Origin of the sequence: Bacillus sp. FSL M8-0350 (genome assembly GCF_038593345.1) — a bacterium.
Classification (GTDB): domain Bacteria; phylum Bacillota; class Bacilli; order Bacillales; family Bacillaceae; genus Bacillus; species Bacillus safensis.
This window is the reverse complement of record NZ_CP151985.1, coordinates 1,843,994-1,860,641: the sequence shown is the minus strand read 5'-3', so window position 1 is coordinate 1,860,641 and position 16,648 is coordinate 1,843,994. Positions and strand designations below refer to the sequence as shown.

Annotated in this window: 14 protein-coding genes; 11 read left to right on the top strand and 3 right to left on the bottom strand. The window is 44.3% G+C overall.

The annotated features are described in order from the left end of the window. Window positions 1-14 precede the first annotated feature (14 nt). Window positions 15-1,148 carry a sugar diacid recognition domain-containing protein gene (locus NSS80_RS09440; RefSeq protein ID WP_041117643.1) on the bottom strand — a complete coding sequence of 378 codons (1,134 nt, stop codon included), beginning with the start codon at window positions 1,146-1,148 and terminating at the stop codon, window positions 15-17. 125 nt (window positions 1,149-1,273) lie between these two features. Here NSS80_RS09440 and NSS80_RS09435 point away from each other — a divergent pair, with 125 nt between their 5' ends. After that, window positions 1,274-1,852: a branched-chain amino acid aminotransferase gene (locus NSS80_RS09435; RefSeq protein ID WP_317222001.1), complete on the top strand. Its 579-nt coding sequence runs from the start codon at window positions 1,274-1,276 to the stop codon at window positions 1,850-1,852. Window positions 1,853-1,869: 17 nt separating this feature from the next. Here the strand turns inward: NSS80_RS09435 and NSS80_RS09430 are convergent, their stop codons facing one another. Beyond that, entirely contained in the window at window positions 1,870-2,634 is a 765-nt protein-coding gene (locus NSS80_RS09430; RefSeq protein WP_342498468.1) for a DeoR/GlpR family DNA-binding transcription regulator, read from the bottom strand. 150 nt (window positions 2,635-2,784) lie between these two features. On the opposite strand from NSS80_RS09430, the gene NSS80_RS09425 reads away from it, so the two are divergent. From NSS80_RS09425 to NSS80_RS09380, 10 genes are all read left to right on the top strand, one after another. Then, on the top strand, window positions 2,785-3,591 hold the full coding sequence (locus NSS80_RS09425; protein ID WP_034284033.1) for a tyrosine-protein phosphatase: 807 nt from the start codon (window positions 2,785-2,787) through the stop codon (window positions 3,589-3,591). Between the two features lie 24 nt (window positions 3,592-3,615). Continuing rightward, a complete protein-coding gene (locus tag NSS80_RS09420) occupies window positions 3,616-5,154 on the top strand; it encodes a family 10 glycosylhydrolase (protein ID WP_041117639.1) in 1,539 nt (512 codons plus the stop codon). Between the two features lie 147 nt (window positions 5,155-5,301). Continuing rightward, window positions 5,302-6,444, top strand: coding sequence for an acyl-CoA dehydrogenase family protein (locus tag NSS80_RS09415; RefSeq protein ID WP_034624340.1), 1,143 nt, complete (start codon window positions 5,302-5,304; stop codon window positions 6,442-6,444). 42 nt (window positions 6,445-6,486) lie between these two features. After that, window positions 6,487-8,124: an AMP-binding protein gene (locus NSS80_RS09410; RefSeq protein WP_328699402.1), complete on the top strand. Its 1,638-nt coding sequence runs from the start codon at window positions 6,487-6,489 to the stop codon at window positions 8,122-8,124. Between the two features lie 8 nt (window positions 8,125-8,132). Beyond that, a complete protein-coding gene (locus NSS80_RS09405) occupies window positions 8,133-9,482 on the top strand; it encodes an acetyl-CoA carboxylase biotin carboxylase subunit (protein ID WP_317222004.1) in 1,350 nt (449 codons plus the stop codon). Continuing rightward, complete coding sequence (locus tag NSS80_RS09400; protein ID WP_034284022.1) at window positions 9,479-9,694, top strand: acetyl-CoA carboxylase biotin carboxyl carrier protein subunit; 216 nt, start codon at window positions 9,479-9,481, stop codon at window positions 9,692-9,694. The genes NSS80_RS09405 and NSS80_RS09400 overlap by 4 nt, the downstream gene beginning before the upstream one ends. A gap of 11 nt (window positions 9,695-9,705) precedes the next feature. Then, complete coding sequence (locus tag NSS80_RS09395) at window positions 9,706-10,614, top strand: hydroxymethylglutaryl-CoA lyase (RefSeq protein WP_120206910.1); 909 nt, start codon at window positions 9,706-9,708, stop codon at window positions 10,612-10,614. A 12-nt stretch (window positions 10,615-10,626) separates the two neighbouring features. Then, window positions 10,627-11,409 carry an enoyl-CoA hydratase gene (locus tag NSS80_RS09390; protein ID WP_342498467.1) on the top strand — a complete coding sequence of 261 codons (783 nt, stop codon included), beginning with the start codon at window positions 10,627-10,629 and terminating at the stop codon, window positions 11,407-11,409. Between the two features lie 18 nt (window positions 11,410-11,427). Beyond that, window positions 11,428-12,951 (top strand): acyl-CoA carboxylase subunit beta, encoded by a 1,524-nt coding sequence (locus NSS80_RS09385; RefSeq protein ID WP_211044135.1) that lies wholly within the window; start codon window positions 11,428-11,430, stop codon window positions 12,949-12,951. A gap of 13 nt (window positions 12,952-12,964) precedes the next feature. Next, window positions 12,965-14,899 carry an AMP-binding protein gene (locus NSS80_RS09380; protein WP_041117627.1) on the top strand — a complete coding sequence of 645 codons (1,935 nt, stop codon included), beginning with the start codon at window positions 12,965-12,967 and terminating at the stop codon, window positions 14,897-14,899. A gap of 29 nt (window positions 14,900-14,928) precedes the next feature. Here the strand turns inward: NSS80_RS09380 and cysI are convergent, their stop codons facing one another. Next, window positions 14,929-16,647 carry an assimilatory sulfite reductase (NADPH) hemoprotein subunit gene (gene cysI, locus NSS80_RS09375; protein ID WP_041117625.1) on the bottom strand — a complete coding sequence of 573 codons (1,719 nt, stop codon included), beginning with the start codon at window positions 16,645-16,647 and terminating at the stop codon, window positions 14,929-14,931. Window position 16,648 lies beyond the last annotated feature (1 nt).

Here is a 16,648-nt window from a genome sequence, read left to right as displayed (position 1 = left end):
GCCTATGGACGATTCTACAAAATATCGGGCTGTTCGCTTCGTTTTTTTGGATCATGATCTAATAACATGAAGGCTAAATAAAAGAGCATTGCATCTTGCATACGCTTTGGATCAAGTGTCGTTAAATCTTGGATGCGTTTTAGCCTGTAATGCAGTGTATTGATATGGACATGCATCGCTTCTGCTGTATATTTCAATGAGCAATCTGATGTCATAAGCACCCTCAATGTTTTCACTAATTCAGGATAGGGGAGAAGAGGGGCGATTGTTCGATCAAGAAACACTTCTTTTGTTTCCTGACTCACTTCCTCCATAAAAAGTTCAAGCGTTAAATCTTCATCAAATACAATCGGTGTATCAGCATGTGCCATTTTTAATGCTCGAAAGGCTTGTTGAAAGGATTGCTTCATCAAATGAGCAGCTGCTGGTTTTCCTGCTCCAATCAAAACCCCCTGTGTGCCCTGCGCCGTAAGGGAGGCATGGATGTGAAACAGGCGCTGCTGCAAGGCTTTACGATCATCTGCTGTTGTCTGCAGCATGAGCAAAAAACGGGCATGCCCCCAGCGGACGATGATCTCCTGACTAGTGAGATGCAGCGTTTCCTTCAATTCTTTGTATTGATTCTGCTTCATAAACGATTCATCCTGACAATCGATCAGAACAACTGCGCGCTCCTTATTGATATCAAGCTGAAGCCGCGACGCTTTTTCAGTGAGATCAATCGCTGTCTCTGGCAGATGAAGCCAGTCGAATACAAACGCTTCGAGCTGACGTTCATCCGTTTCAGTTTCTTGAAAAAATTCATGTTCATGAATAAGCAGCTCGGTCATTTTTCTTAATATTTCGCCAAAAGGAGACACATGTACAGGATCTCCTGTCATTCCAATAACCCCGATGACCTCTTGCTTAAAATAAATAGGCAGATTGATGCCAGCTTTGACGCCTTTCATGTGCTGCTGGTCATCCTTTGTGAGAATTCGTTTCTGTCCTTCAAAAGATGTCAGATACGCTCCTTCATGAAATTGTCCAACGCGCGCTGGATCTGTTGCTGCAATGATGGTGCCGTTTGTTTGTGCGATGATGATTTCCTCAGTCAGCACCTTTTTAACCTCATCTACGATTTTTTCTGCCAGTGTCATTGTGAGCAAAACGTACCCCTCCGAGATGTTTCTTTTGACACTATCATACCATCATATGCTAGGACATATCTTTCTTTTCATGAGTTATGCTAAAATAATAAACACACATGAAGGAGAAGAAAGGAGACATAGCCATGTCACTGCAAAATCGCTTACAAGACTTACTAAAAGAAGGACAGGCGCTGACCGACTTTGAATATGATGAAGCGGCGCGCCGCAATTGGACATTAGAAGGGGCGAGAATAAAAGAAGAAGCCCGTTTTGGCGATGTATATATAGAGCGTGTAGACAAGGAATCAGAGAACATGATTCAAACAGAAAACGCCTCATTTCTAAACACACCGCTTACATATGTGAAAAAACATCAAAAAGAATTCATTTATATCGAATCCAAGTGGTTTGATGTCGTGAAAGTGGATGGCTTGGCCATTGAATGGGATGAAGTGTTTCAAACGTATACCGTCCTATTCGGTTTAAAACATCCTAAAAAAGACACGAATATTCTAAAGGACATGCTATCGCCATTAAATGGTGCTCAGCTTCAATTTAATGGACAAGATGGCTTATTTGATGTGAATTTGCAGCTTCTTGAGCTTGAGGATATCCACGAAGATACGGCTTTCATTGACGTCATCTCGGCCGTGTATCGATTTTTATTCCGTATGATCATGCAGCTTGAAATCAATGAATCAAAAAACGGCTCAAATTCCTGAGCCGTTTTTTTGTCCATCTATTCATTCGATGAAGGTGTGACAAACCGTACATCATGCTCTTTTCCATATTGAAGATAATCTTCATTTGGCTCCTGATTGGTCACGACGATATTAATCTCGTGCAAATCACAAAACGTGGTCAAGGCGTAATGATCGAATTTGCTATCATCCACTAATAAAAAGGTTTTGGCACTTTTTTGAACAAGCGTCTTTTTAATATCGGTTTCAAGCGGAGACGAATTCGTGACGCCGTGATCAATGGATAAACCAGTTGATGCGATAAAGGCTTTATTGACATTGTAAGCTTTTAAGCGCTCAACACTTTGATAGCCAACGAAAGAATTCGTTTTTCTTTCAAGCATCCCGCCAGTGGAAAAGATGGTGAGATTTTCATAAGGCATCGCCTGTGTAATGAAATCCACATTATTGGTCACAATGGTCACCTGTTTCTCAGTCAAATAGGGGAGCATCTCAAGCGTTGTCGTACCAGAATCAATAAAAATCATATCCCCGTTTTCCACAAAAGCGGCAGCCGTCTGACCGATCAATTGCTTTTTACTGAGCTGACGGGTCTTTCGCTCCTGATACACCACTAACGTTGAATGGTTCACAGCCACTCCGCCATACACTTTTTTGAGCACGCCAGACTCGACCAATGCCTGTACATCTCGGCGTATCGTGTTTTTTGAGACACCAAAATGCGCCACAAGCTCATCAAGTGAGGCAGATTCACGGTCAAACACATACTCTTTGATTTGCTGAATCCGTTTTGTTTTTATCATACTTCATATCTCCAATCAATCCGAATGTCCTTTTTCCATTATACCAATAAATTCTCTTACTGGGATTAGGCCAATTGATTCTCTTTTCTCCTTTGATATAAAAGCGTATGATAGAAAAAAGAAAGAAACCAGAAAGGAACTTTCACTTCTATGAATCAATCAAACAACCCATTTTCAAAGCTTGCGAATTTTAGAGAAGTAGGGGGACTTCAAACAACAGATGGGATGGTGATCAAAAAGGGAATGATTTATCGATCCGCAGACTTATCCCGTTTGACGAAACAAGACATCGAGATATTCTCAGCACTTGGGATTCAAACCGTTTGCGACCTCCGTACAGCCTCAGAACGTAAATCACATCCAGCAAAGATCAAGGAACACGACAAAATCGTTCATATTCCGATGCAGCCTGACAGTAAGATGCCGAGTAAATGGACCATGTTTCGTATGCTGGTAACAGAAGGGAAGTCTCTCTCATTTACACCGATCATGAAAGAGTTATATCAAAGCATGCTGACAGAGCGTAAAGAAGAGATTCGGCAGCTGTTCACACTGCTTTCAGATCAAAGCCATTACCCGCTGATGCTTCACTGCACGAGTGGCAAGGACCGTACAGGTTTTTTATCTGCCCTGATTCAGTTAACAGCAGGTGTACCGCTGGCTGTCGTTTTAAGTGAATATATGCGTTCCAATGAAGGCGTGCAAATGCTCGTCAGAAGGCAGGAACGATTTGTCCGATTGATGAGTTTATACCGGGTGTCAAAAGAACAAATTCAGCCGCTTGTCGGTGTGCAGCAAGATTATCTTGAAGATGTGCTGCACGAAATGCTGGAGACATACGGGAGTGCAGAGCAGTATTTAATTGAAGCCTGCAAAGTCCCTGAAGCTCAGCTCAATGAAATGAAAAACATTCTGCTTACACCATCTGCTGGCATTCCATCACAAAAAGCGGAATAAACTTAAGGTGAGGTGATGCAAAACATGCTGAAAAAGATCAGTATGACAGTTTTAACACTGATGTTGATGTTTGTATTTTTATTGATTCCTTCTAGCAGTCTAGCTGCTCGCCCAGTGCCAAAAGGAAAGCTTGAGAGCACAAGAGAGATGCGCGCGGTATGGATTGCATCGGTTTATAACTTAGATTGGCCCTCAAAGAAGGGGCTGCCCGTAGCAGAGCAGAAACAAGAGTTTATTCGTTTGTTAGATGAGATCAAAGCGATGAATATGAATGCCGTCATTATGCAAATTAAACCAACAGCAGATGCCTTTTACCCTTCAGCATACGGGCCGTGGTCAGAATATTTGACTGGAACACAAGGGAAAGATCCTGGGTATGATCCGCTTGAGTTTATGATCAAAGAAGCTCATAAACGCGGTCTTGAATTTCACGCTTGGTTTAATCCTTATCGAATCACAATGAATCATACTGATCTCAGCCGTTTGTCAGCCGATCACCCTGCAAGAGAGCATCCTGATTGGACGATTGCATATGGTAATCAGCTTTATTACAACCCAGGCATTCCTGAGGCTCAGGACTTCATTGTAGGCGGCATAGAAGAAGTTGTGAAAAACTACGATATTGATGCGGTGCATATGGATGATTATTTTTACCCTAATAAAATAGCTGGTGTCCCGTTTCCAGATCAAGAAACGTATGAAACATATGGAAAAAAAGCATTTACACATATAGAAGATTGGCGAAGAGATAATGTGAACCAGCTGGTGAAGCAAATCAATGACACCATTAAGAAAGAAAAACCTTATGTGAAATTTGGTATTAGTCCATTCGGTGTATGGCGCAACATAAAAGATGACCCGACTGGTTCAAACACCACAGCAGGAATGACCAACTACGATGATTTGTATGCTGATACAAGAGAGTGGATTCAGCAGCACGATATTGATTATGTCACTCCACAAATTTACTGGAGCATCGGCTTTCAAGCTGCCGCTTATGACGTGCTGACGAAATGGTGGTCAAATGAGGTGAAAGGGGAGCCGGTTCACCTGTACATTGGTCAAGCGGCGTATAAAATTAATCAAAACAGTGATCCTGCTTGGTCTGATCCGGAAGAATATTTTAGGCAGATTGAGCTGAACAGGCAGTCACAGCTCGTGCAGGGAAGCATGCATTTCAGCCTGAAGGATCTCAATCGCAACCCTTTGAATGTAAAGGATCGATTGATAGAAGAGTCATACCGCAAACCAGCTCTCATTCCAGAAATGCCTTGGCTTCATCAGAAAGCGCCTAAAAAACCAATCATTCAATCTGTGAAAAAGACAGCGGATGGTGCGGCTTTACAAATCAAAAATGATCATTCTACCGTATCCTATTATGCAGTCTATCGATTAACAAATAAAGGAACATACGAATTACTGCAAACAGTCAGAAAAGAAAAAGGCGCCATAACAACGATCAAAGACCTCCCAGTCAATCAAAAGAAAATGGATACTTACAAGATTACGGCTCTTAATCGTCTTCATCACGAAAGCAAGCCTTCTACAAAAATAGTGAAATAATAGAAAAAAAGCATGAATGAGGATTTTTCTTCAATCATGCTTTTTTTCTATTATTTTTGTTTTAATTTTCTGAATTCAATCAAGCTTGGCATGAAGCAGCTGCTTGATTAATAAATATGATAGAAAAGAGCTAAAGGGGGAAGCAAGATGGATTTTGAATTAACGAAAGAACAACAAATGATCCGCCAGATGGTCAAAGATTTCGCCAAAGCAGAAATTGCACCACTCGCTCAAACCATTGATAAACAGGCCGTATTCCCAGCCAAAACGTTTCAAAAAATGGGGGAGCTCGGCTTTATGGGCATCCCCTTTCCAGAGAAATACGGCGGCTCAGGAGGAGATACGATATCATATGCACTCGCTGTAGAAGAAATCGGAAAACAGTGTGCCAGTACAGGTCTTAGCTATGCCGCAGCCGTCTCCTTAGGCGCAAGCCCGCTTTATTACTTTGGTACAGAGGAACAAAAGATGGACCACCTTGTCCCGCTGGCTTCTGGAACAGCACTTGGTTCCTTCGGATTAACAGAACCAAATGCAGGGTCAGATGCAAAAGGGACGAAAACAAAAGCAGTCAAAGACGGACAAGAGTATGTCATTAGCGGGGAAAAGTGCTGGATCACAAACGCCAATTTTGCCAGAACCATTATCGTCACTGCTGTCTCGGATCAAGATGAAAACGGCCGCCCGATCATCTCCGCCTTCATTGTGGAGAAAGGGCAAAAAGGGCTGACCATTACAAATCCATATGACAAAATGGGCGTGCGCGGTTCAGATACAGCAGAAATCATTTTAGACGGTGTACGTGTACCAGCCCAGAATATTTTAGGAGACCCAGCGAAAGGCTTTAAGCAATTTTTATATACATTAGACGGGGGGCGCATTTCAATTGCTGCGTTATCAGTTGGCATCGCACAAGCTGCACTAGATGCTTCGCTCTCGCATGCAAAAGAAAGAAAGCAATTTGGGCAGACCCTTTCTTCCTTCCAAGCGATTCAATTTAAGCTGGCAGATATGGCGATGCAAATAGAGCTCGCTAGACAAATGGTTTGGAAAGCCGCTTGGCTGAAAGATCACGGCAAGCCGTTTACAAAAGAAGCTGCCTATGCCAAACTCTTCGCTTCTGAAATGGCGACAAAAGCAAGTCTTGATGCTGTTCAAATCCACGGGGGAACAGGCTACATGAAAGAATGTGGTGTAGAACGGCTTGTGAGAGATGCCAAGCTAATGGAAATTGGAGAAGGGACCTCTGAAATTCAGCGTCTAGTCATCGCAAGACAACTGTTAGCGTAATCCGATAATGAAAACGCTTACCATCAATGGAGGAGGAAAGCCATGATGTCGATTCATCCACAGACAATCGGCTCGTTATTAAAAGAGAAAAGGGAGCAGCATCCAGGACATGAAGCCATTGTGTATCCAGAACGTTCTTTACGTTATTCATATGAAGCGTTTTATCGAGAAGTCAAGGAAACCGGAAAAGGTCTTATGGCATTAGGGGTTCAAAAAGGGGATCATATCGCCATCATGGCGCCCAATGTACCCGAATGGCTCATGCTGCAATTCGCCTGCGCGTCGATTGGAGCCGTTCTTGTCACCGTGAATACAAACTTTCAATCACAAGAACTCGCTTATTTACTCAAGCACTCTGATAGTAGCATGCTGTTTATCGTAGACGGGTTCAAAGAGACATCCTATGTCAAAATGCTTGATGAACTCATACCGGAGCTTCAAAACGCTCATCAAGGAGAGATCACATCCTCATCTTTTCCTTATTTAAAAAGTGTCGTCTATATAGGTGAGCACACGCCAAAGGGCATGCGCAGCTGGAACAGTATTCAAGCAGCTGCCAAAAGAACAGAGGATCATGAGTGGGAGAAACGAATGGATGAGCTTGCACCGGATGACGTCATTAATATGCAATATACCTCAGGCACAACCGGCTATCCAAAAGGAGTCATGCTCAGCCATACAAACATTGTCTGCAATGCCAGCCAAATCGCAGATTGTATGAAGCTCACCCAAAAGGATCGAATGTGTATCCCTGTTCCTTTCTTTCATTGCTTTGGATCCGTTCTTGGCGTGCTTGCTTGTCTCACAAAAGGAGGAACGATCATTCCAATTGAATCCTTCCACCCAGAGCGAGTTCTTCAAACCGTAGAAAAAGAGAAGTGCACCGTCCTTCACGGCGTCCCGACAATGTTCATTGCAGAGCTCGACCATCCGAATTTTCACCAATACGATCTGTCCACATTACGAACGGGCATTATGGCAGGATCTCTTTGCCCATCTCATGTGATGAAGGCCGTCATTGAACAAATGGGATTGAAGGAGCTCACGATTGCCTACGGACAGACCGAAAGCTCTCCTGTCATTACCCAAACAAGAACGGATGATTCATTTGAAAGGCGGGTTCAAACGGTCGGCCGGGCGCTTCCTCACATCGAAGTGAAAATCACCGTTCCAGGCACACCGGAGGAAGTACCAAGAGGAGAACAAGGAGAGCTGTGTACAAGAGGTTATCATGTGATGAAAGGCTACTATAAAAATGAAGAAGCCACAAATGAAGTGATTGATCAGGACGGCTGGCTTCATACGGGTGATTTAGCAGAGATGGATGAGGACGGCTATGTGAAAATCACAGGACGGCTGAAAGATATGATCATTAGAGGCGGGGAAAATGTATACCCAAAAGAGATTGAGGACGTTCTTTATACTCATCCGGACATTCTTGATGCACAGGTCGTTGGTATACCTGACGAGACGTATGGAGAAGAAGCCGCAGCATTCATTCGGCTCAAGCAAGGCAGGGCGGTGACGATTGAGACACTCACCAGCTATTGTCAGTCGCAAATGGCACGCTACAAAATTCCTAAATATTTTTTCATCACTGACGAGTATCCAATGACTGCATCAGGGAAGATTCAAAAATTTCGTCTGAAAAAGCAGGCGCTTGATCTAATAAAGGAGTGAAGGCAGCGATGTTTCAAAAAGTACTGATTGCAAATCGAGGCGAAATTGCCAGGCGAATTATTCGAACGTGTAAAAGGCTCGGGATCTACACCGTCGCCGTTTATTCAGAAGCAGATCAGCATGCACTTCATGTGCAAGAAGCAGACAGCGCCTATCCGATTGGAGGCGCAAAAGTATCTGAAAGCTATTTAAACATGGAAGCAATCATTAGGGCAGCCAAGCAGTCAAATACAGATGCCATCCACCCAGGATATGGCCTCTTATCAGAAAATGCAGCCTTTGCAGAACGCTGCCGCAGCGAAGGAATCGCCTTTATTGGCCCATCCGCACAAGTCATTCAGCGAATGGGGAATAAAATTGAAGCAAGAAAAACGATGGCTCAAGCAGGTATCCCCATTGTACCAGGCGTTTCAGCTCCGCTGCATGATGCAGAAGAAGGGGTCAGTCAAGCGCAGTCACTCGGTTATCCGATCATGCTCAAGGCATCAAGTGGGGGCGGAGGAATTGGCATGCAGCTCGTGCAAAATGACGATGAGCTGTACAGGGCTTTTGAAGGGAATCAAAAAAGAGCGCAAAGCTTTTTCAACGATGGGACGCTGTATATGGAAAAGGTCATTGAAAACGCGCGTCACATTGAAATTCAGGTCCTTTTTGATTCCTTCGGCCATGGGGTCCACTTATTTGAGCGCGACTGTTCACTCCAGCGAAGACATCAAAAAATCATTGAAGAAGCACCAGCCGCCTGTCTCGATGAATCGGTGAGACATCAAATGGGGGAGATGGCCGTCAAAGCAGCTAAAGCGATTGGGTATGAAAATGCAGGAACGATTGAATGTTTAGTCGATCAGCATCAACAATTTTATTTCCTAGAAATGAACACGAGATTACAAGTAGAGCATCCTGTCACAGAAGAAATTACAGGCATTGACCTTGTCGAGGAGCAGCTGAAAATCGCTGCACGTGAGCCGCTTTCCTTTAATCAGGAAGATATTCATCAAATTGGTCATGCCATCGAGGTTAGAATTTATGCGGAAGATCCCGTCACCTTTTATCCATCACCAGGAACAATCACTCGGCTCTCCACACCTGAAGCTCCGTATATCCGTCATGAGTCAAGTGTGACAAATGGAAGCCTCATTACCCCTTTTTACGATCCAATGATGGCGAAAATGATCGTTTACGGTGATACGCGAAAACTTGCAATAGAACGATTAAAAGAGGCACTACAAGCATATGAAATAGAAGGGATCAAAACCAACTTACCGCTTTTAAGGGAAATGGCCGGATCTTCTGCTTTCTTACAAGGCAGCATCACAACCGATTTTCTCATGAAAAAAAGGGAGGGAAACCGTTCATGAAAACTGTCACGATTCAAATGGCCGGAAACTTATGGAAGCTTCTTGTGAAACAAGGCGATGAAGTGCAAAAAGGACAGGAGGTTGCCATCTTAGAATCAATGAAAATGGAGATTCCGATCGTTGCTGAAGAGACCGGAACCATCAGCAAAGTGCATAAGGCAGAGGGAGAGTTTGTCGATGAAGGAGAGGTTCTTCTAGAACTGACAGAATAGGAGGGAGCCAGATGGCATTACCAAAGAGTGTGATTATCAGGGAGGTCGGCCCGCGGGACGGACTGCAAAATGAATCAGTCTGGCTGGACACAGGCGAGAAGCGAACGTGGATTGATCTGCTCGCAGCAGCCCAGCTCCCTTATATTGAAGTCACATCATTTGTTCATCCTAAATGGGTTCCAGCCTTAAAAGATGCCAAAGAACTCACCCAATCCTTTAACAAAGAAGACGACATCACCTATGCAGCACTCATTCCCAATGAAAAAGGCTTAGCTCATTTTTTTGAAGCCAATCTTGACACAGGCGCTATGTTTATCTCTTCGAGTGAAACACATAACAAGAAAAATATGAATCAATCCATCCATGAAACACTTCCTGTTATCAAACAAATGACAGCTGATTTAAAAGCAGCAGGAAAAAACACACGCGCGTATATTTCCACTGTGTTTGGCTGCCCGTATGAAAAACAAGTGCCAATGGATCAAGTCCTGCGGTTAACGGATATTTTGCTTTCTTATGGCATTGATGAAATATCTCTCGGTGACACCATCGGTGAAGCCCATCCGCTTCAAGTAGAAAGGCGCTTAGACATTTTACTTGAACGTTTTCCTGCTGATAAAATCGCTCTTCATTTTCATGATACGAAGGGGATGGCTCTTGCCAATATTTATACGGCATTAAAAGCAGGGATTACCATATTTGACTCCTCCAGCGGCGGGCTTGGCGGATGTCCTTATGCACCTGGCTCCAGCGGAAATGTGGCGACAGAAGATGTGGTGCATATGCTTCAAAAACTAGGAATTGAGACAAATATTCACCTTCCTGCATTAATTAAAGCGGCAGAATGGATTGAAGCAAAAGTAGATCGAACCCTTCCTAGTCACTGTTTACGCGCTTTTCACTCTCAGACTACTTCATAAAGGATGAATAACATGACATCATTGGTCCATTTTTCGATACAAGATGAACAGATCGGCATCATGACCTTAAACAGGCCAGAACAAGCGAATTCCCTATCTGCTCTAATGCTGGAGGAGATCAATCAAATCATTCAAGAAATCAAACACGATGAAAGCATTCGCTGTCTGCTCATTACAGGAGCCGGTTCAAAAGTCTTTTGTGCTGGAGCAGATTTAAAAGAACGACGATTGATGACAGAAGCAGAAGCGAAAGGAGCTGTTCTCTCGATTCAGCAAACGTTTATCGTGATTGAATCCATTCCTGTACCTGTCATTGCAGTGATGAACGGACACGCACTAGGCGGAGGACTTGAGCTCGCGCTCGCTTGTGATCTCCGCATTGCACGAGCCGGAGCAAGACTCGGCCTGCCAGAAACAGGACTAGCTATCATACCAGGAGGCGGAGGGACGCAGCGGCTTCCGCGCCTCATTGGACTCGGTAAAGCAAAAGAACTTATTTTCACAGGCGCATCATTACAAGCAGAAGAAGCCATTCAAATCGGGCTCATTGAGCATATCTCTTTAGCAGATTCCCTCATGAACGAGGCCATCTCTCTTGCAAAACAAATCATCAAAAATGGCCCGCTTGCCTTAAAAGAAGCGAAACAAGCGATTCAATCAAGCCTTGATCACGATTTGCATACAGGTTTGACAAAGGAATACGAAGCCTATCTACGGCTCATTGAGACAGAAGATCGAACGGAAGGTCTTCAAGCCTTCCAAGAAAAACGCACGCCTCAATACAGAGGCAGGTAGCAAGAAAGGGGAATGGGTATGATCGAAGAATATGAACTGAAAAAACAGCAGATTCTGAAAGGCGGGGCAGACCGATACCATCAAAAAAACAAAGAAAAAGGAAAATTGTTTGTCCGTGACCGCCTCCAGTTGTTATTAGATGAGGATTCTTTCATTGAGGATGCCATGTTTGCCGAGTGTCAAAATGAACATTTACCAGCAGATGGTGTTATCACAGGGACAGGGCGGATGAATGGGCAGACTGTTTGTGTCATGGCAAATGATTCTACCGTCAAGGCAGGATCATGGGGCGTCAAAACGGTAGAAAAAATCATTAGAATCCAGGAAACAGCCGAAAAGCTCAACTGCCCAATGCTGTATTTAGTCGACTCTGCGGGTGCTAGAATCACCGATCAAATCGCCATGTTTCCAGGCAGAAGGGGCGCAGGCCGCATTTTTTATAACCAGGTGAAGCTGTCTGGACGTATTCCGCAAATTTGTTTACTATTTGGTCCTTCGGCAGCCGGAGGTGCTTACATTCCTGCTTTTTGTGACATCGTCGTCATGGTCGAAGGGAATGCCTCAATGTACTTAGGCTCACCGCGAATGGCCGAAATGGTGATTGGAGAGAAAGTATCACTTGAAGAAATGGGCGGGGCAAAAATGCATTGCAGCATTTCTGGATGCGGCGATATATTAGCAAAAACAGAGGAAGAAGCCATTCAAACCGCCCGCACTTATTTAACTTACATGCCTGCCAACTATACAGAAAAACCAAAACGGGCAGCCGCAATCGCACCTAAACCATCAGAGATCACCCTCCAGGACCTTATCCCTAAGGAGCAGAATACCCCTTTTGATATGTATCAGCTCATTGATTTACTCATTGATGAAGGATCATTTTTTGAAATCAAAAAGTTGTTTGCCGCAGAGCTGATTACAGGATTTGGCCGTATGAATGGTCAGCCTGTCGGTCTTATTGCCAACCAGCCGAGGGTAAAAGGCGGCGTTTTATTCCATGACTCAGCCGACAAAGCCGCCAAGTTTATTCAGCTATGTGACGCCTTTCATATTCCACTCCTTTTCCTTGCCGATATACCGGGGTTTATGATCGGAACAAAAGTGGAACAAGCAGGCATTATCAGGCACGGGGCGAAAATGATTTCCGCCATGTCGGAGGCAACCGTTCCGAAAATATCCGTCATTGTTCGTAAAGCATACGGTGCAGGTTTATATGCAATGGCAGGTCCAGCCTTTGAACCGGACTGCTGTCTCGCTCTTCCATCTGCGCAAATTGCTGTCATGGGGCCAGAAGCCGCTGTAAATGCTGTCTATGCGAATAAAATTGCCGAACTGCCTGCTGAGGAAAGAGCAGCATTTATTCAAGAGAAACGCAAGGAATACCAGGAAGATATGAATATATATGAGCTTGCCTCTGAAATGATTGTCGATGGTGTCATCCCATTTGACCATTTGCGAGATGAGCTGTGTCATAGATTACAAGCCTATACCTCTAAAGAAATGACATTTACAAGACGAAAACACCCGGTTTATCCGGTCTAAAGGGGGCGGCCTCATGATGAACCTAAAACCAGCGTGGATACCCGAAGAGCAGATGAAGAAACAAACACGCCTTTACAAATGGATGCATTCACTTGGTTTTTCTACTTATGATGCGTTCTATCAAGCTAGTATCGAGCGCACCGATTGGTTTTGGAGAGAAGCCGAAAAGGCGGTCGGAATCGTGTGGAAGGAGCCGTATGAAGCCGCATTAGGCCAAGATTCATTCATGTGGCCCAATTGGTATAAAGGCGGCGGGCTCAACGTGGTCGAAACGGCTGTTGACAAATGGGCAGAGAATGAAGAAATCCAGCATCAACCAGCCGTGATTTGGAGAAATGAAGCGGGCGAAGAGAGAAGATGGACGTTCCTCGAACTTCAGGAAAATGTCAATCGTCTCGCTGCTGGTTTTTTGAAGAAGGGAATACAAAAAGGGGATGTGGCGGTCATTTATATGCCGATGCTTCCGGAAACAGCTGCCGTCATGCTTGCCTTTGCAAAGATTGGTGTCATCTTTAGCCCGGTTTTTTCTGGCTATGGAAGTGAACCTCTAGCCGTACGTATTCGTGCATCAGGTGCAACCATTGTCGTCACAGGCTCTAGCGTGACGCGCCGGGGAAAGACGATCAACATGCGCGAATGTGCGGCAGAAGCAATCGACAAAACCAAGACTGTCCAAACAGTCATTGTACATGCTTCCTCTCCTACTGGATATAAAGAGGATATTCAGCTAAACGATTTGTTAAAAGAAGAACCAATGAGTGAAACGACTTATCTTTCAAATGAAGATCCTCTTATGATCTTATACACTTCTGGAACAACCGGTACACCCAAAGGAGCTGTCCATACACACGCAGGTTTTCCTGTAAAAGCAGCTTTTGATGCCGGTCTTTGTATGGACGTTGCAAAAGGAGACCGTTTGTTTTGGCTCACAGACATGGGATGGATGATGGGGCCCTTTCTCGTCTTTGGCGGCTTGATCAATGGAGCTGCAATTGTTTTATATGACGGCGCCCCCGATTATCCAGATGAACAGCACATTTGGTCATTCATCCACGAGCAAAAAGTCACCCATTTTGGACTTTCACCTACTTTTGTTCGATCTGCGATGCAGCAAAACCTTTCAGACATTGAGCTGCCGCATGTGAAAGCCATCATATCTACAGGTGAACCGTGGAATGAAGCACCATGGCAATGGCTTTTTGACACCATTGGTCAAAAGCACATTCCGATCTTAAATTACTCAGGGGGAACAGAGGTTTCTGGCGGTATTGTAGGAAGTACGCTGCTTCGCCCAATCAAACCGATCCTTTTTAATGCGGCAATCTTAGGAATGGCGGCAGATGTGTATAATGAGGCAGGAGAGAGCGTTCTGAATGAAGTAGGAGAGCTTGTTGTGAAAAAGCCGTGGGTCGGCATGACATGTGGGTTTTGGAAAGATCCGAAGCGATATGAAGACACCTATTTCAAACGATTTGATGGGGTGTGGACACACGGTGATTGGGTGATGCAATCAGAGGATGGCGCATTCCATATCACGGGCAGATCGGATGATGTCATTAATACAGCTGGTAAACGCATTGGTCCAGCTGAAATTGAATCCATTCTTGTCGGGCATCCAGCCGTACATGAGGCTGCTGTGATTGGAGTAAAGGATGAGGTGAAGGGAGAAGCACTAGTTTGTTTCATTGTGGCAAGTTCACAGTCTTTCGAAGAAGCAGCATTCATTCAAGAGCTCAAAATACATGTTGGTTCATATGCGGGAAAAGCGCTCACACCAAAGGAAATTCATCTCATTTCAGCTTTACCGAAAACAAGAAACGGAAAAATCGTCCGTCGTTTATTAAAAGGAGCTTATGAACAGCAGCCTTCACCAGATCTTTCGTCTCTAGATAATCCTGATGTGTATAACAGCATTTGCGAATACTTGAAAAGAAAACAAAATCCATAAAAAAAAGACAGGAGAGCGTCCTGTCTTTTTTATTGCACATGAAAATTCGTGCCATCTGTTGTTTCTTTTACAATACCTGCCCGAATCACAAAATCACCGAAATGTTCATGTTCCTCGCGTTCTTTTGCATAGCGGGGGAGAAGAGAGCCAAGCTCGTTTAAAATGTCTTCTTCTCCTACATTTTCTCGGTACAGTTTACTTAATCTGCTGCCATCAAACGCAGCGCCAAGATACATGTTGTATTTACCAGGTGATTTCCCGATAAAGCCAATTTCACCAAGCGCATGACGGGCGCATCCATTTGGACATCCAGTCATACGAATTGTGATTTCTTTATCACTTAAGCCATTTTCTTCGACAATCTCTTCAATTTTGTCAATCAAGCGCGGGAGGTAGCGTTCTGCCTCTGCCATTGCTAAGCCGCATGTCGGAAGAGCAACACAGGCCATTGAACTGCGGCGCAGTGCAGAGTGCTGCTGTCCATCTGACAAACCAAACTCCTGAATGAGCTGCTCGATTTGTTTCTTTTTGTGAGATGTGACGTTTCCAATGATCAAATTTTGATTCGCTGTTAAGCGGAAGTCACCTGTATGAATCTTTGCGATTTCACGAATGCCTGTCATCAGCGGGTAGTCATCGTAATCCGTGATGCGTCCGCCTTCTACAAACATCGTATAATGCCATCTGCCATTGATGCCTTTTACCCAGCCATAGCGGTCACCGTTATGATCGAAGTGATAATCTCTTGCATCTAATAGGGTAAATCCAAGGCGGCGCTCAAGCTCTTCTTTTACATTCTCAAGACCGAGGCGGTCCACTGTATATTTAAAGCGGGCATTTTTTCTCACCGAACGGTTTCCATAGTCACGCTGAATGGTGATCACTTGTTTGGCAATCTCTACAACTTGTTCCGGTGTACAAAAGCCAATTACTTTTGCAAGCTGAGGATAGGTCGCTGTATCACCATGAGTCATGCCCATTCCGCCGCCAATCGCGACATTAAAGCCGACTAATTGATCATTTTCAATAATCGCAATGAAGCCTAAATCCTGCGAAAACACATCAATATCGTTAGCAGGAGGAACTGCCACACCAATCTTGAATTTTCTTGGCAAATAAAGCGGTCCATACATCGGCTCAACCTCTGTATCAGGCGTTGCCGCTACCTTTTCCTCATCAAGCCAAATTTCATGGTACGCTCTTGTTTGCGGAAGCAGGTCATCACTTAATTTTTTGGCAAGCTCGTATACATCATGGTGTACTTCTGATTGATAGGGGTTTGATGTACACATGACATTACGGTTCACATCGCCGCAAGCAGCGATCGTATCAAGCATAGTGGAATGAATGTCTTGAATGGTCTTTTTCATGTTCCATTTTAAAATACCGTGAAGCTGAAAGGTTTCACGAGTTGTCAGCTTTAACGTACCGTTTCCATATTGATGAGCAAGCTCATCCATCACAAGCCACTGTTTGGATGTAGCGATTCCGCCAGGCAGGCGGACGCGCAGCATAAATTGATAGGCAGGCTCAAGCTTTTGTTTTTGCCGTTCATTTCTCAGGTCACGATCATCCTGTAAATAACTGCCGTGATGCTTCATCAGACGGTTGTCATCATCAGGGATACCCGCTGAAATCGGATCAAGCATCACTTCTTTTAAAGTACCCCGTAAATAATCACTTTTTTCTTTGATTTCCTCTACGTCGCTCGGAGGTCCATCCGGCGCTGTTAATGCTGTCTTCACCATG

What these genes read in the sequence shown, in the direction of transcription:
- NSS80_RS09435 (WP_317222001.1), top strand. Translation starts at nt 1,274, where the DNA reads ATGTCACTGCAAAATCGCTTACAAGACTTACTAAAAGAAGGACAGGCG.
- NSS80_RS09430 (WP_342498468.1), bottom strand. Translation starts at nt 2,634, where the DNA reads ATGATAAAAACAAAACGGATTCAGCAAATCAAAGAGTATGTGTTTGAC.
- NSS80_RS09425 (WP_034284033.1), top strand. Translation starts at nt 2,785, where the DNA reads ATGAATCAATCAAACAACCCATTTTCAAAGCTTGCGAATTTTAGAGAA.
- NSS80_RS09420 (WP_041117639.1), top strand. Translation starts at nt 3,616, where the DNA reads ATGCTGAAAAAGATCAGTATGACAGTTTTAACACTGATGTTGATGTTT.
- NSS80_RS09415 (WP_034624340.1), top strand. Translation starts at nt 5,302, where the DNA reads ATGGATTTTGAATTAACGAAAGAACAACAAATGATCCGCCAGATGGTC.
- NSS80_RS09410 (WP_328699402.1), top strand. Translation starts at nt 6,487, where the DNA reads ATGATGTCGATTCATCCACAGACAATCGGCTCGTTATTAAAAGAGAAA.
- NSS80_RS09405 (WP_317222004.1), top strand. Translation starts at nt 8,133, where the DNA reads ATGTTTCAAAAAGTACTGATTGCAAATCGAGGCGAAATTGCCAGGCGA.
- NSS80_RS09400 (WP_034284022.1), top strand. Translation starts at nt 9,479, where the DNA reads ATGAAAACTGTCACGATTCAAATGGCCGGAAACTTATGGAAGCTTCTT.
- NSS80_RS09395 (WP_120206910.1), top strand. Translation starts at nt 9,706, where the DNA reads ATGGCATTACCAAAGAGTGTGATTATCAGGGAGGTCGGCCCGCGGGAC.
- NSS80_RS09390 (WP_342498467.1), top strand. Translation starts at nt 10,627, where the DNA reads ATGACATCATTGGTCCATTTTTCGATACAAGATGAACAGATCGGCATC.
- NSS80_RS09385 (WP_211044135.1), top strand. Translation starts at nt 11,428, where the DNA reads ATGATCGAAGAATATGAACTGAAAAAACAGCAGATTCTGAAAGGCGGG.
- NSS80_RS09380 (WP_041117627.1), top strand. Translation starts at nt 12,965, where the DNA reads ATGATGAACCTAAAACCAGCGTGGATACCCGAAGAGCAGATGAAGAAA.
- cysI (WP_041117625.1), bottom strand. Translation starts at nt 16,647, where the DNA reads ATGGTGAAGACAGCATTAACAGCGCCGGATGGACCTCCGAGCGACGTA.